Origin of the sequence: Collinsella sp. AM24-1 (assembly GCF_003470325.1) — a bacterium.
Classification (GTDB): domain Bacteria; phylum Actinomycetota; class Coriobacteriia; order Coriobacteriales; family Coriobacteriaceae; genus Collinsella.
This window is the reverse complement of the sequence record NZ_QRHM01000004.1, coordinates 79216-94802: the sequence shown is the minus strand read 5'-3', so window position 1 is coordinate 94802 and position 15587 is coordinate 79216. Positions and strand designations below refer to the sequence as shown.

Sequence of the window (15587 nt, the reverse complement as noted above, 5' to 3'; positions counted from 1 at the left end):
TTTTGGATTTGCAACAGGGGAGGCGAACGATGACGAGCACCGGAATCGATGAGAAGTTCATGCGTGAGGCGCTGTCGGAGGCGCGTGCCGCCGCGGCGGTGGGCGAGGTGCCGATCGGTGCCGTAGTGGTGCGCGCGGGTGAGATTGTCGCGCGGGCGCATAATCGCCGCGAGCTCGACCAGGATCCTTCGGCGCATGCCGAGTTTGCGGCCCTATGCGCCGCCGCTCAGTCGCTCGGTCGTTGGCGCCTTTCCGATTGTACGGTCTACGTGACGCTCGAGCCCTGCTGCATGTGCGCGGGGCTTATGGTTAATGCGCGCGTGGGGCGCTGCGTGTACGGCGCGGCCGATGCTAAGGCGGGCGCCCTGGGGTCGCTATACGACCTCAATGCCGATTCGCGCCTGAATCATCGGTTTAATGTGACGGCTGGGGTCTTGGCGGATGAATGCCGCGAGCTGCTGAGTAGCTATTTTGGCGGTCTGCGCGGAGCGGGCGGCGCTGATTGCGGTTGTGGGGCCGATCTTGAAGCACACGCCGCTCACGCCGCAGCGCTTGCAGGTGCCGGTGAGGATGCTGGCGCGGCAGTTGACTTTGGTCCTGCGTGCCGCCGGCCCCGCCGTGTGCTGCTGGCGATTGACTCCTTTAAGGGCAGCGTGTCGAGCGCGCAGGCGGAGGCGGCAGTTGCCGGGGGCGTGCGCCGCGTGTGGCCCGATGCCCAAGTAAGCGCGCTGCCGCTGGCGGATGGCGGTGAGGGAACGCTCGATGCCGTTGCCGCGTGCGGCGGTGAGATTGTGACCTGCGAGGTGGCGGGTCCCTTGGGCAAGCGCGTGGCTGCCCGGATGCTGGTGGACGGCGAGCACGAGTCGGCTGTCATTGAGATGGCCGAAGCCGCGGGCATCGGGTACTCGCCGTGCACGGAGTCGGCGGCGTTGGCCGCGACGACCTATGGCGTGGGCGAGCTGATGCTTCGTGCGGTTCGCGCGGGGGCGAGGACCCTATATATGGGACTGGGCGGCAGCGCCACCAACGACGGTGGCGCCGGCATGCTGCAAGCGCTGGGCGCGCGTCTTGTCGATGACCGTGGCTGCAATATCGCTCCCGGTCTTGCGGGCCTTGAGCAGGTGGCGAGCGTTGATTTGGCGCCAGCGCTGCAGGCTTTGGATGGCGCGCGTGTCGTGGTGCTTTCCGATGTCGAAAACCCGCTCGTGGGGCGTCGCGGGGCACTTGCGGTGTTTGGCGGGCAAAAGGGCCTGCCGACAGACGATGTCGAAGCGCTGGGCGGGTGCGACGGCTGGATGGTCGGCTACGGCCGCCTGCTCGATACGGCGATTGCCGAGGTACGGGCTCAGGGATTGCTGCGCGTGTCCGAGGGTGCGCGGACGTTTGGCTCGGTGCTCGGCGTGCCCGGCGCCGGTGCCGCTGGCGGTCTGGGCGCCGCGCTGCTAGCGCTCGGTGCAGAGCTACATTCGGGCGTGGAGACGGTGCTTGATCTGATTGGGTTTGACGAGCGCGTGCGGGATGTCGATCTGGTCATAACGGGCGAGGGCAATATGGACGAGCAATCCGCCGCCGGCAAAGCGCCGGTGGGTGTGGCCCGCCGTGCCAAGCGCTATGGCAAGCCGGTGGTCGCCGTCGTGGGCGGTCGCGCTGACAACCTGGATGCGGTGTATGAGCAGGGCGTCGACCTGGTTTTGACGATCTGCCGCAAGCCCATGGGCCTTGAGCTGGCGCTCGATCCCCAAGAAGCCATAACCAACCTTATCTGCGCCGGCGAGTCTGCCGCTCGATCCTACGACCTCGCCCGCCTCTAAAACCCATCCCCTCGATAAGTTGCGGTGAAATACGGAGTGTTTTTGCCTTTAAGGTGCCAATTCAGTCCGTATTCCACCGTAACTTCGTGAATGGTCATCCGAGGCTGGTCGACATGGGTTTCGAGTCGGACCGTTTGCCACGAAACACGGCTATCTACTACGTTTAACCGACCACCCTCGACTATCTCGGAATTTGCAAAAATGAAACCGCAGGTAGAGAGCTTGCCGATTTCCGAAAAAGTCGGCTATGGTCGACCCCTGCGACCAAAACGTAGTAGATGGGGCCTTTTCGTGGCGCAGCACCAGATCAGTCTTTTTGGGACGGGGCTTTCTTGGCTACTTTCGTCACCCTGATGTCCCCAGTCAAAAAGTAGTCAAAAAAGCCCCGTCCCAAATTAGCTGTCTTGCCCCATCGGGCGGGAGCAGGTAAGATATATCGAGCGCCTAGCGCGTTCGATGGGTTCGGATGACGACATGTTCCGAATCTGGTCAGGTCCGGAAGGAAGCAGCCATAAGGAGCCTCTGTCGGGCATCCGAATCCATCGAGTGCGCAGGCGCTTTTTCGTGCCGCGGCTACCCGCGAGTGCCGGCAGGGTCACATTTATCTGATAATTGAATCCCTGGCGTTATGTCGCTCGCTGGCGTTGCCAAAACATCGGCTGCTACGTGCCTTGGGCGCTAGCGGCCGTTGCCCTTACATCTGTAACGAGTTGCTTACGCATCTTCAGGGTTCGCCGTACTATCATGAATCAGATTGAAGAGAGATGATGATAGGGAGCGCCTTTTTATGATTGAGCTGCTCAGGCGTTTTGGTGGTAAGTTTCGCCGATATATGGTGATCGGCCCTGCGTGCAAGTTGATCGAAGTGATCTTTGACCTGCTGACGCCGCTGGTGATTGCCCAGATGATCGATAAGGGCATTGGCTCGCACGACGTTAATGCCGTTATCCACTACGGCATGGTACTTGGCGCCATGGCTGTGATCGGCATCTCGTTTACGCTCGTCTGCCAAAAGATGGCGGCGCTCACCTCGCAGGGCATGGGTACCGATATCCGTGGTGCGCTCTACCAGCACATCAACAAGCTGAGCTATGCTGAGCTCGATCGCTTTGGCACGCCGTCGCTCATCACGCGCATTACCAACGACGTCAACCAGGTGCAGCTTGCCGTGGCGCTGGGCGTGCGCATGCTCATCCGCTGGCCTTTCCTGGCGGTGGGCTCCATGGTCGCGGCCCTTGCCATCGACCTTAAGCTTGGCGTGATTTTCTTGATTTGCACGCCCGCCATTGGCCTGGTGTTTTGGTTTGTCATGGCGCGCTGCATTCCGTACTACAGGCAGCTGCAGGCAAAGCTCGACCGCATCGCGCTTATTTGCCGCGAGGGGCTTTCGGGCGCCCGCGTGGTTCGTGCGTTTGTGCGCGAAGACCACGAGCGTGAGCGCTTTGCCCAAGCCGCCGACGACCAGGCCCATACCGCCATCGCGGTGGGCAAGCTCTCGTCGATCCTTAACCCCGTAACGTTTTTGGTGATGAACCTGGGCGTGTGCGCCATCCTGTGGGTGGGCGGCATTCAGGTCAACGTGGGTGAGCTTACGCAGGGCCAGGTCATGGCGTTCGTCAACTACATGACGCAGACCCTCACCTCCATCGTGTATGTCGCCAACCTGGTCGTGGTCTTTACCAAGTCGAGCGCCAGCGCGTCGCGTATCAACGAGGTGCTCAATTGCGTGCCGAGCATCACCGACGGGGGCAACCAGCCGGTCGCACTGCCCGAGCCGGGCAATGTCGCTCCAGTTCCTGCGCTGAGCTTTAGCCATGCGAGCTTCTCCTTTGGCGCCGGCGCCGCCAACGTCGTCAACGATGTGACCCTGGAACTGCCGCTGGGCAAAACGCTCGGCATTATCGGCGGCACGGGTAGCGGCAAGTCCACGCTCGTCTCGCTTATTCCGCGCCTCTACGATGCGGGCACCGGCAGCGTGAGCGTGATGGGCTCCGACGTGCGCGCCTGGCCGCTCGACCAGCTGCGCCATGTGGTTGCGACCGTTCCGCAGCGTGCGTCGCTGGTGAGCGGCACCATCCGCAGCAACCTGACCTGGCGTGACGAGTCGGCGACCGACGAGGAGCTCTGGGCGGCGCTCGAAATGGCGCAGGCGAGCGAGTTCGTGCGCAACAAGCCGCAGGGGCTCGACGCCCCGGTCGAGGCGGGCGGCAAGAACTTCAGTGGCGGTCAGCGCCAGCGCTTGACCATCGCGCGCGCCCTGGTGGGCTCGCCACAGGTCCTGATCATGGACGACTCCGCCTCGGCGCTCGACTTTAAGACCGACGCAGCGCTTCGCCATGCCATTCGCGAGCGCAGCGTGCGCGGTGCCGCCGAGGGCGGGCTGCCGCTGACCACGGTGATTGTGAGCCAGCGCGTCTCGACCGTGCGCGACGCCGACATGATCTGCGTGCTCGATCACGGTTCGGTCGCGGGCATGGGCACGCACGATGAGCTGTACGCGACCTGCCAGCTCTACCGCGAAATCTGTCAGTCGCAGCTTCGCCGTGAGGAGCTCGAGGGTCAGCAGGGGAGTATGGCGCCCACACCCGCCCCGACTGCCCCTGCGCCTATCTGCACAAAGGAGGGCTGCTAGATGAATCCGTATACTTCCTCCGGTTCGGTCGCCACGATGACCGCTAACGTGTCCGGCAACGATAACCTTAACGACCTGGGCGACGGTCCGCGCCAACCCGGTGATCCCGAGCGCTATCCCGTGGGTGCGGTGACCCGCCGCCTGCTGGGCTATGTTCGCCCGCACCGCGTCTCGTTTGCGGCTTCGTTTGTGAGTGCCGCCATCTCCGTTATCCTGCAGCTCTACACGCCCATCCTCATCGGCGAGGGCATCGACCTCATCGTTGCCGCCGGGCAGGTGGACTTTGACGCGCTGCTGCCGCTCGTCACCAAACTCGCGATTGTCGTCGTAGGTGCCGCGGCCTTCCAGTGGCTGCAGGGCTACTGCGTTAACCGTCTGTCCTACGAGACGGTGCGCGACATGCGCGTGGAGGCGAGCGACAAGCTCAGCCGTATGCCGCTCAGCTTTATCGACAGCCATGCCCACGGTGACCTTATGAGCCGCGTAGTCAACGACGTCGACCAGGTGGGCGATGGTCTGCTGCAGGGCTTTACCCAGCTCTTTACCGGCGTCATCACCATCGTGGGCACGCTCGCGTTTATGCTTTCCATCAACCTGACCATGACGCTTGTGGTGGTGCTCGTCACGCCGCTTTCCATCTTTGCGGCCGGTGCCATCGCCAAACTTTCCAATAAGAGCTTTACGGCACAGCAGCGCATCCAAGGCCAGCTCGGTGGCCATATCGAGGAGTATGTGGGCGAGCAGAAGCTGGTGGATGCGTTTGCCTATGGCCCGAACGCTCAACAGCGCTTTGATGCCCTTAACGCCGAGCTCTATACGGCAGGTGAGCGCGCGCAGTTTATGGGCTCGCTCTCCAACCCCGGCACGCGCTTTATCAATAACATCATCTATGCCGTGGTCGCTGTGATCGGCTGCGCGGGCGTGATCACGGGCGTGCCTGCGGCGCTCACGGTGGGCGGCGTGCAGATCTTCCTGTCCTACGCCAACCAGTACACTAAGCCGTTCAACGAGGTCACGAACGTCATCACGCAGATCCAGACTGCGTACGCCTCGGCGCGCCGCATGTTTGCACTGCTCGATGCGCGCGAGCAGGAGCCCGATGCGCTAGATGCCGTGGAACTTGCCGCCCCGCAGGGTGAGGTGACCTTTGAACATGTGGACTTTAGCTATGTGCCCGACCGCAAGCTGCTGCAGGATGTCTGCATCGAGGCTAAACCCGGCATGCGCTTTGCCCTGGTCGGTCCTACGGGCTGTGGCAAGACAACGCTCATCAATTTGCTGCTGCGGTTCTACGATATCGACGCCGGTCGCATTGCGGTCGATGGCCGTTCCTCGCGTGACTACACGCGCGCAAGCCTGCGCCGCGCCTTTGGCATGGTGCTGCAGGACACATGGCTGTTCGAGGGCACGGTGGCGGACAACATCGCTTACGGTTGCCCAGGAGCCGCGCGCGAGCAGGTTATCGAGGCCGCCAAGCGCGCGCACGCGCACAAGTTTATCGTGCAGCTGCCAGGCGGCTACGATACGGTAATCGGCGAGGACGGCGGCACGTTTAGCCAGGGTCAAAAACAGCTGCTGTGCATCGCGCGCGTCATGCTCACCGATCCGGCGATTCTGCTGCTGGACGAGGCGACGTCGAGCATCGATACGCGTACCGAGCTGCAGGTGCAGGCGGCATTCGACGAGCTCATGGCCGGTCGTACGAGCTTTGTCGTGGCGCACCGCCTGAGCACCATCCGCAACGCCGACTGCATTCTGGTGATGCGCGACGGCGAGATTATCGAGCGCGGCACGCACGACGAGCTGCTCGCGGCAGGCGGCTTCTACGCCGAGCTCTACCGCAGCCAGTTCGCCCAGTGAGCAAGCCCGTGGGGCAAATTAATCAGGTTTGTTTGTCCCATAGAGCGATCTTGTTATATAGCGTTCTACCAGCGCGTGAAACATTTTGACGATACTCCGTGACGCAATTTGACGGCGTTTTGTGAAACAGTTTTTCGGCCATTCGTGAAACGTTCTGTGGCGGTTTCAATCCGAAGTACATACTGTTCGAAATCTGTCCAAAGATGTCGTCTGCGTCGCCAATCGACAGACGGTGGTTTACATCTGTCACGTTAGTACTAAGATATTCATCTAATAAATTGCATTAGTGGCTTTAGTTTTGGGGGAAACGAGGCAACGTGACTATGACGTGCTCTTTGGTGGTTAACAGCAAGAGCGGTAATACCAGGATGGTTTCGGGTGCGATTAAGCGCGCTCTGCAGGCTGCGGGCGTTGAGTTTGTCCATGCCGCGGCGTTGAGCGACGATGCGGATGCAGATCAGGTTGCGCTCGAGGCGCAGGGCGCCTGCGCGGCCGACACGGTGCTCGTCGGTTTTTGGTGTGACAAGGGCGCGTGCACGCCTTCGGTCGCGGCGTTGCTCTCCGCCTTGCACGGTAAGCGCGTCTTCCTGTTTGGCACCTGCGGTTTTGGCGCCGACCAGAGCTACTATCAGCAGATTATCGACCGCGTAACTTCCAATTTGGCTGGGGATGCCGAGCTTGCGGGCTGGGCGATGTGCCAGGGCAAGATGGGCCCCGCGGTCAAGCAGCGCTACGAGGCCATGCTCGAGCAAGATCCCGAAAACGCCCGATTTAAGATGCTGCTCGACAACTGGGTTGCCGCGAAGGACCATCCCACCAAGGAAGACCTGGACAACATGGCTGCAGCCGCCAAGAAGGCCGTGCTGGGAGAGTAGCTTCGCCGTTCGCGGTCCTTCGTGCAAAACAATACAAATGTGAAAGCCTCGAAGTTCTCGAGGCTTTTTTTCATGACACGAGGGCGCCCCTTTATTGATGGAAGGCCTAGTAAGCTGATTGTTCTATGCCCGGATGTGTGCGGAGTGGGATGGGATTTCCGGATGGGTGGGGTTGCGGAAGCTGCGTCCCGGAATTTGCCTTTGGAATGGGATGCGGTTTCCCGGTGAAGGGCTCTGTGGAAACTACATCCCAGCATTCGGTCGAGAAATGGGATGAAGTTTCCGGTTGAGGGTCTTGGCGGAAAGTGCGACCCGGAATTTGTGATCGAAGCGGGATACGGCTTCCCAACGGGGGCACAAGCGGAAGCCGCATCCCACTCCGGACGGGAATTCTGGGACACGGTTTTCAGAGGGTTATGGGCTGCGAACTACATGGGGCTGTCATAAAACTCCAGTAAAAGGGGTCGGAAATAAAGGACACTTCCAGCAATTTGTTTTAATGTGGGGGGGGGTACCATTATTTTAGTTTCGCAAAAAATAATCCCTCTATGGGGAAGTTGCGTAGGGGGTTAGTCACAGATATTGGATAAAGCAGACCAATTTGGGGATAAATGACCACTTACGCCAAAATTAGTAGCATTTAGCGACAAAACATTGAAAAATGTGTAGCACATCGCTATGTTTTTATTACGAAAAGATTCCAAATTGGCTTATTTCGGACTCACTTTTCAAGCGCCTTGCGGTTCCTGTTGAAACTTGCTGACCTTTGGATGGGTCGAATAGGTCCTCAAGGGGGATGAATTATCACTTTGACGGCGCGTAGACTCAAACGATTTATTGCACTTTTGAGTAGCTTGGCGTTCGCGCTTGTCATAGCCCTTGCCGTTGTTTCTTTTGTTCCTCGTGCATTTGGATACATGCCCTTTGCTGTGCTCTCGGGCTCTATGGAACCCGATCTTCCCGTTGGCTCCATGGTGTTTGTCCGCCAGGTTGAGCCAACGGATATTACCGTGGGCGACAATGCAACCTTTTACCGATCGGACGGCGCCGTGGTGACGCACCAGGTGTACGAGATCGACCCTGCCGCGCAGATGATCGGCACGCAGGGAATTGCGAACAAAAATGCAGACGGAAGCATCATGCACGATGCCGAGCAGACGCCTTTTTCGAGTGTTATCGGCACTGTTTCTTTTTGTGTCCCTTACCTGGGCTTCGTTAACGCATATTGCACGACGATGCCCGGTTTGCTTGTTGTGGTGGCCGTTCTGGCGCTGCTGGCCGCGGCGTCGATTGTGCTCGATCGGATGGTTCCCGACGAGCCTGCGGGCAAGCATACCCGCGTGCATGCGAGGGAGCGGCGTTCATAGCGGCAGGGAAAAGCGTCGGCGGCGGTAGGGGCCGTTGCCGGGGAAAACGATTCTCGAAAGGAAGAGAACGATGGAAAACAAGAAGAAAAAGCGCTACGGCATCATTGCCGCCCTGTTGCTGTTGGTGCTGGCTGCCGGCGTGGGTACCTATGCATGGCTGACGGCGCAGGAGCACATTGACAACGTGTTCACGGTGGGTAGCTTTGGCCACCCGGAAAACAAGCCTGATCCGACCGATCCCGAGAAACCGGCCCCCGATAATCCGAACACTGAAAAGGCCTACCTGTTCGAGACCCAGTGGGTTGCCAACTCCAAGATGGTTCCTGGCGCCACTGTGGCCAAGAACCCCAATGTCGGCATCAAGGCTGGCTCTGATGATGCATACGTATTCATTTACGTAAAGAATGCCATCGTCAAGCCTGGCACCAGCCTTGAAAAGACCCCGTACTTTACGCTCAAAAATACGAATTGGAAGCCCGTTGAGGGTCAAGTCAAGACCAACCAATCTGACAACTCTGGCAACCAGTACGTGAGCGGTCTGTTTATGTACTCCAAGAACCCTGCCGCAGAGAACCTGCCTGCAAAGCTCGAAGCCAACAAAGCAGCGCAGGACGTTTATACCGATGAGCTTTTCACTGCCGTGACGATTCCCTCTGCCATGAACAACACCGATGTTGTCGAGACTACTACTGACCCGAAACAGGCTCCCACGATGACGGTCTCTGCCTACATCTTTGGCGCGGGCCAGAATGGCACCGAGCAGGGTGAAAATGCTGACGCGCAGAATGCCCTTAAGCAGGCCAAGGAATGGGCTAAGACTCAGGCTTAATCCCCCTCCACCGAGATCCCGGCCCGCTCCCCATCCCCATTTTCGGGCTGGGATCTCGGTCCCCCTTTTTATCGACGACTGGCGAACGTAATGCTCAATAATCTTTCCGACAATCAGAAACGCACCTTGGCGCTTGCTGCGATGGCGCTGTTGGCCCTGGCGTGCCTGTGCGGCACGCTGGCTTTTACCGTTGATATGGTTCCGGCGAACAACGTCCTATCGTTTGGCAGCGTGAAGGTACGAGTCTGCGAATACACCCTCAACGTGCAGGGCGAGGAGATTCCGTTTGATCCCAACGAGCACGGTGACTATCCCGACACCAAGGCCGGGGGTTCTGACATCAGCCGCATTGTGCGCGTGGAGAACGTCGGCGCGCAGCCTGAGTACGTTCGCGCGCGCCTGCGCATGACGTCGGTGGCGCCCGACGGTTCGAGCGCGGATGCCTCGGACAACGTCGCGTTTCATGTGAACGCGGGCGAGGGGTCTCCGTGGATCGATGGCGGCGATGGGTGGTACTACTACCGTGGATTGACCGGGCGTGGCGGCGTGCTCGACCCCGATGCTATGACGGAGAGCCTCATGGACTCGCTGCGTTTTGTGGGCGACTACCATGATGCCGCGCGCGGTGGCTCATTCAGGCTCGATATCGATGTTCAGGCCGTGCAGGCCAAAAACCAGCAGACAAGCGATACCGCCCTCGACGTACTTGACGTTGTGGGTTGGCCGGAGGCGAACTAGCCTATGAAGATCAGGAACATAAACCGGGGCATGCTTAGCAGGCTGGTTGCCGTCGCAGCGATTGCCCTTTGCTGCGTTATGGCGCTGCCAACGGTGGTGCATGCCGAGGACGTGCCCGAGAACACAAACGAATACCACATCAAAAACGCGAACGACTTTTTGGTGTACGTGGCGCTTTCGCGTGAGCGCGATACGTCCGGCTGGCGCGTTTATCTCGATAACGATATCGTGCTTAATGATGACGACATGAAGACCATTGTCTCGCACACCGTTAAGCATCTGTCGTTTGGCAACAAGGAGCATCCGTTTAAGGGCGTGTTCGATGGTCAAAACCACACCGTTGAGGGCCTGAGCTACGATAAAGACGCTTTTGACCCCGAGCGCGATACGGGATTTTTTGCCGAGACCAACGGTGCCACCATCAAAAACTTCCTGGTCAAGGACGCCAACGTGTGGGCGGACTTCCGCGGTGGCATTATCGTGGGCAAGGCCGTCAAAACGCGCTTCGAAAACGTTATGGTCATGGAGAGCACGCTGCACGTGACCTGCGCCAACAATGCTCTCAACCTCATTACCAACGCAGGTTTTGAGGGCGGTCTCATCGCCGGCGAGCTCGACGGCTGCACCCTCTACAACTGCGAGGTCCGTGGCGGCCGTGCCGTCAACAACGCGACCTCGGGCGTGCAGGCGCTCGGCGGTGAGGGTCTGTATATGGCGGCGTTTGCCGGCTACGTTAAGAACTCGACTATCGAGTACTGCCGCGTGACGCCGACGCGTAAGGACGACGGCTCGATTGCCGAGAAGGGCATGACCGACGTCACCAATAAGTACGACGTGGCAATTGGCGCCCTGGGCGGCAACAACGTGTACGCCTCGGGTTTTGTGGGCTGCATGGCGGGCGAGGCCAAGATTATCGACTGCTTCTCGACGGCGCAGTGCTACAGCTATGCCGCGTCATATGTGGGCGTCGTCGCCGTGACGCGTGCGTGGACAGGCGGCCTGGCGGGCCGAATTTTGACCGCCGAGGGCAACGAGCTCGTCCGCAGCCATTTTGCGGGCGATTTGAGTTCGCGCCAGTACAATCCCATCGCCGTGATCCCCATCATTCAAAACGATGTGAACCTGGGCGGCATTGCCGCGCGTGCCAACAGGGATGATGCCACGGTCACCGAGTGCTACTTTAAACCGAGCGTGAGCTTGAATGGCAATAGCCAGGGCAATCCCGCTAAAAAGAAAATCCCCGCGTTTGGCGGCGACGGTACCACTAAGGGCGACGGCTATGGCCCGTGGGACGACGAGCGCTACATCACGCGTGAGCTATGGGAAGAGCACGACTACGACTTCTGTGCCCGCACCATGCGCTCGACCGCCAACGACGATGCCCTGGGTGGCCAGCACACCAATGAGTGGGCGATGGATTACAAGCTGAATATCCCCGTGCATGGCCAAAGCGTTAAGGCGACGATCGATTTTCCCGGTGCGGGCACCGCGACAATCGAGAAGACCAAACTTGGCAAAGACCAGGCGACCTCGGATCCGTACGCCTTTGCCGTGAGCGCCGTGCTGGCGGGAACGGCCCAAGGCCTGGCCCAGGGCGATACATCGGTAACGTTTAAGCAGGATACCTCCGCAAAGCCAGAGGGTTTGACCGAGGCCAACGGCGGCTACCGCTTTATGGGCTGGTTCCGTGAGCCCGGAGTCAATGTGAACCGTATCGATGCCGATAACGCCTGGTTTAACGGCAAGACCGATGCCGATGCCGTTAAGGCTGGCAAGCAGGTCCAGAAGAACGAAGCGCACGAGATAACGTCGAGCTATACCGCCGATAACGCGAAGGGGGCCGAGGCCTTTAAGGGCAACGACCTGTTTATTGCTTCGTACGAGGCGCAGGTACTGTTCTATAACGTCAAGGGCGAGACGCTCGCGTGGCAGAGCGGCGAGGAGCACGACAAGTCGACGGACTGGTACCGCTATGGCGTCGGTTTAACGCCGGCTGCCCCTGCGGACCGCGGCACTCTTTCTGCCAGCGCCACCTTTATCGGTTGGACGACGCAGCCGAGTGGCGAGGCCGGGATGCATGGCGGTTACGCGGCCATCACCTCGCCTGAGCTTGCCGAGTTAAAAAACGCCGGTGCGTTCTATCCTGCCGGCACCGAGATCACTGTGCTTGGCCCTACCGATTTTTATCCGGTGTACACCGACTATGTGTCGAACATCATGACGGTGTTTGAGGGCAATGAGCAGGATGCAACCGACGATCAGACTCGGCGCGACGGTGTGGGCAAAACTGACGTTAAGGTTGAGACTGCAGAAGATGGCACAAGCGCGTATACCGTACAGGTGCTCGACGTATCCGGTAAAGCTATATCCGAGGAGGGCCAGCTGCCCGACGGCTATCGTTTCCTGGGTTGGTATGAAAACAAGGGAACCGAGGATGCCCCGCTCGAGGTGCGCGTAAGCCGCGACCCCAGCTATACGCTCCCCGCCGATGTCGATTTAACCGCGCCGCATACCTACATCGCCCGCTTTGAGTACCGAGTGGATTATTACGTTCGGGCTTATACCAACCATGAGTTTACGGACAGCAAGCTACTTTGTTCCGTTTGGAATCGCTATCAAACGCCCTTTGAGGAAAACGTCGGTAGTACCTTCGTGCGTGAAAACGTCGTCCACTGGGGCCCGGAGCATGTTGACCACGGTATAAAGGATAGTTATGAAACGTGTGGCACGCGCTTCACGAAGGAAACCCTTGTCGTGAGTCCCCTTAACGCGTACTCGCACAACGTTAAAAACGATACGGGAGCCGATACTCTAAAAAACCTCTATGCCGATACCGATTTTCCAGGCGCTGCAACGCTAAGCGATACTTGGACTTCGGCTTCGCTGAACGTAACGGTCAAACCGGTGAATGATCGCTATCGCCTGAATTTCTGGACGCTTGAGCGCGATGGTGAATATTGGACATATGTGAAAAATCCCATCGAGAGCATGGTGCGTACAGATAAGAAGTACTACGTTCGCGCGATGATTACCACGGACGTTAATTTCTACAACAAGGGCGATAATGTCGTGAGGACTGCCACGCGGCGCTATGAGAGTAACTTGCTGCAGACCAAGGTGAACGGGGCGGATCCGACGTTCACGTATTACTACCCGCATGTTAATAAGTCGGTTAAAGTGGCCGAAAAGCCAGAAGATGGTGAGAAGGGATCGTATGAGAGCCCCCTGACCCTCGAAGCTTCCCCGACCGATGCCGACATGGCCGTGCCGGGCTATAAGTTCCTGGGCTGGATTTCGACCGCCGAGGTCCAGAGGGATTCTGACGTCTGGAAGTATATCTACGATGTCGAGGGCGATTCCTTCACCACTTCTGACCCGGATAAGGCCGAACCGTATCTGGTGAAACCAGATTTTAAGGTCACCCAGTGGCAGGATGCCTATCCGGTGTACGCGAAGTACGATGTTAGGTACACCACCAACCTGTATCGCGCCGGTTTTAAGGGCACGGACAAGGTTAATGTGCCTAGGTACGACATCGATCCCGTTATCAACGCGGGCACCGACCCTGCTACGGCAACGGTGACCCCTGACGTCACGACTCCGGTTTATAAAGCAGGCGGTGAGCTGTATAAGTTGCAGAAGGTTGAGATCGAGCTTCCGAATGGCGAAGTTGAAGAGATCGAACCTAACGGCGATAACTCGTATTCCCATCAGGTGGAACCCGGCGGGGCCTATACATTTGTGGCGTACTATTCGCCGTTGGCGGTCGTGTACCATCTCAATGCCAAAGATGTTGACGGCAAAGTTGCTCAGCAAGGCGATATGCTCGGCAACCTTGATGGCGGCATCCCGAAGCCCACTTATGACGTCAGCGCTATCGATAGGGATACAGGAGGTGCGTTCAACGCCTTCGTGGGCTGGACGGAAGCCAAGCCGGCACCTGTCAAGGGCTATGTCGCTTGGTCGGAGGGTATCCGCATGGTGAGTGCTTCTACCGTGGTCAGGGCCCCCATGGAGCTGTACCCGGTCTACCGTCCCAGCCTGGTTACCGTTCAATCGAACATCGACTTAAATCTCGCGAATCCTGCTCTTGTCCGCGGTCTCGGCCGTACTGATTCCGGCGACCAGATCTCTCTTGAGGTCAAGGCTGTCAAGGAGGTTGTGGGCATTGACGGCACCAAGTACGACTTTGTCGGCTGGTCGCGCGATTATGTCAATGACGGGCAGTACACCCTGATGACTGACGATGAGAAGTATCCCCTCGAGGGCAGCGAGCCCTTTGAGAGCGTGACCTACACTGCGGTGTACAAGAAGACGCCGCTTAAAGTGCGCTATCACGACACCGAAGGCAACGTCATCTACACCGCTACGGTAGACCCGAACGATACGAGTGTTCTGCGTGGCCAGGATGGCAATGCCGGCTTTGTTCAGACAGTTAAGGTGCCCAAGATGTACGAGAACGGCAACCCGGTCTATGACGACAAGGGTGAACCCGTCATGGAGCCAAAGGAAGTGGCCTACGATCCCGAAGCCTACTCCGCAATCGTCGCATTCCTGGGCGAGCGAGCGGATAGCAGCTTGAAGGAGTTGTTCTTGGAGTGGCAGTGGGTTAATGGCGACAAAGCTGTGGCGTGGAGCGACTTCAAGGGTAAACCGGTTACAGCCAACATGGATTTGTATCCGGTGACGTATAAGGTCGTCGCTAACGACACATCGGACGATGCGAGCCCTAAGAATGTGACCGGGCAGCTCAAGTGGTTGCTTGATCCCAATGCCGCGAACACGATAGATGACAAGAGCGATAAGGCGCCGTTCAAGGCTTGCTTTGCAAAGCCCTTCATGGGCACGCAACTGACGGTGCACGTTGACCGCGTGGGCTATGGTCTTCCTGGCCAGACTCCTGCGCCTGTCAACGGGAAGTATGTCTCGCTTTACAGTTCGGGTTCAGGCGAGGGCTCGTTTGAGCTGACGAATCGTTTGGACTACAAGCTCACGGGCGACGGCACTCAGAGCGATGGCAATGCGGTGTTCGATTTCGCCGCTACGCATACGCTCAAGATCGTCAAGCAAACCCAGGATAGCTGGGCGAAGGGCAAGACGTTCCGCTTCAAGGTTTCCCGGGCCGGCATGGACGGCAACGCCTTGGAGGAGCGCACGGTTGAGGTAACGGTGTCATCGGATGCGCAGCTGAAGGACGGTTCCGCCTGGTACTCCGGCGCTATCGAGCTTGCGGTCCCGGCGGGTATCTACACCGTCGAGGAGGACTCAGCGTGGGCATGGCGCTACAGCAACCAAATCGGCGTCCCTGGCAAGCAGCCGGGCGATAAGGCGCAGGCGACTATCTCCGCTGCATCGAGCGCGAACGATGCCACGTTCACCTGCACGAACACGCGTGTGAACGACAAATGGATCGACGGCAGCAATCGTGCCCATAACGTTTGGAGCAACGGCAACGTAGCAAAGAAGGAGGATTAG

8 protein-coding genes and 1 other RNA gene are annotated in these 15587 nt (G+C 58.9%); all 9 read left to right on the top strand.

Annotation, left to right across the window (positions count from 1 at the left end):
- Positions 1-29 precede the first annotated feature (29 nt).
- The 9 genes from tadA (at position 30) to DW661_RS02605 (ending at position 15587) form a co-directional block, all read left to right on the top strand.
- Positions 30-1811: a tRNA adenosine(34) deaminase TadA gene (gene tadA / locus DW661_RS02645; protein ID WP_118289254.1), complete on the top strand. Its 1782-nt coding sequence runs from the start codon at positions 30-32 to the stop codon at positions 1809-1811.
- Between the two features lie 453 nt (positions 1812-2264).
- Positions 2265-2360: signal recognition particle sRNA small type (gene ffs / locus DW661_RS02640), an RNA gene on the top strand.
- 238 nt (positions 2361-2598) lie between these two features.
- Positions 2599-4443: an ABC transporter ATP-binding protein gene (locus DW661_RS02635; RefSeq protein WP_118934485.1), complete on the top strand. Its 1845-nt coding sequence runs from the start codon at positions 2599-2601 to the stop codon at positions 4441-4443.
- Complete coding sequence (locus DW661_RS02630) at positions 4444-6303, top strand: ABC transporter ATP-binding protein (protein ID WP_118934483.1); 1860 nt, start codon at positions 4444-4446, stop codon at positions 6301-6303.
- A gap of 323 nt (positions 6304-6626) precedes the next feature.
- A complete protein-coding gene (bilS, locus tag DW661_RS02625; protein WP_117716340.1) occupies positions 6627-7178 on the top strand; it encodes a flavodoxin family protein BilS in 552 nt (183 codons plus the stop codon).
- A gap of 809 nt (positions 7179-7987) precedes the next feature.
- Positions 7988-8545, top strand: a complete 558-nt coding sequence (locus DW661_RS02620; RefSeq protein ID WP_334203957.1) for a signal peptidase I — start codon at positions 7988-7990, stop codon at positions 8543-8545.
- Positions 8546-8615: 70 nt separating this feature from the next.
- Positions 8616-9374 carry a SipW-dependent-type signal peptide-containing protein gene (locus DW661_RS02615; RefSeq protein ID WP_117716342.1) on the top strand — a complete coding sequence of 253 codons (759 nt, stop codon included), beginning with the start codon at positions 8616-8618 and terminating at the stop codon, positions 9372-9374.
- 90 nt (positions 9375-9464) lie between these two features.
- On the top strand, positions 9465-10112 hold the full coding sequence (locus DW661_RS02610; protein WP_117716343.1) for a hypothetical protein: 648 nt from the start codon (positions 9465-9467) through the stop codon (positions 10110-10112).
- A gap of 30 nt (positions 10113-10142) precedes the next feature.
- Complete coding sequence (locus DW661_RS02605) at positions 10143-15587, top strand: hypothetical protein (protein ID WP_118934481.1); 5445 nt, start codon at positions 10143-10145, stop codon at positions 15585-15587.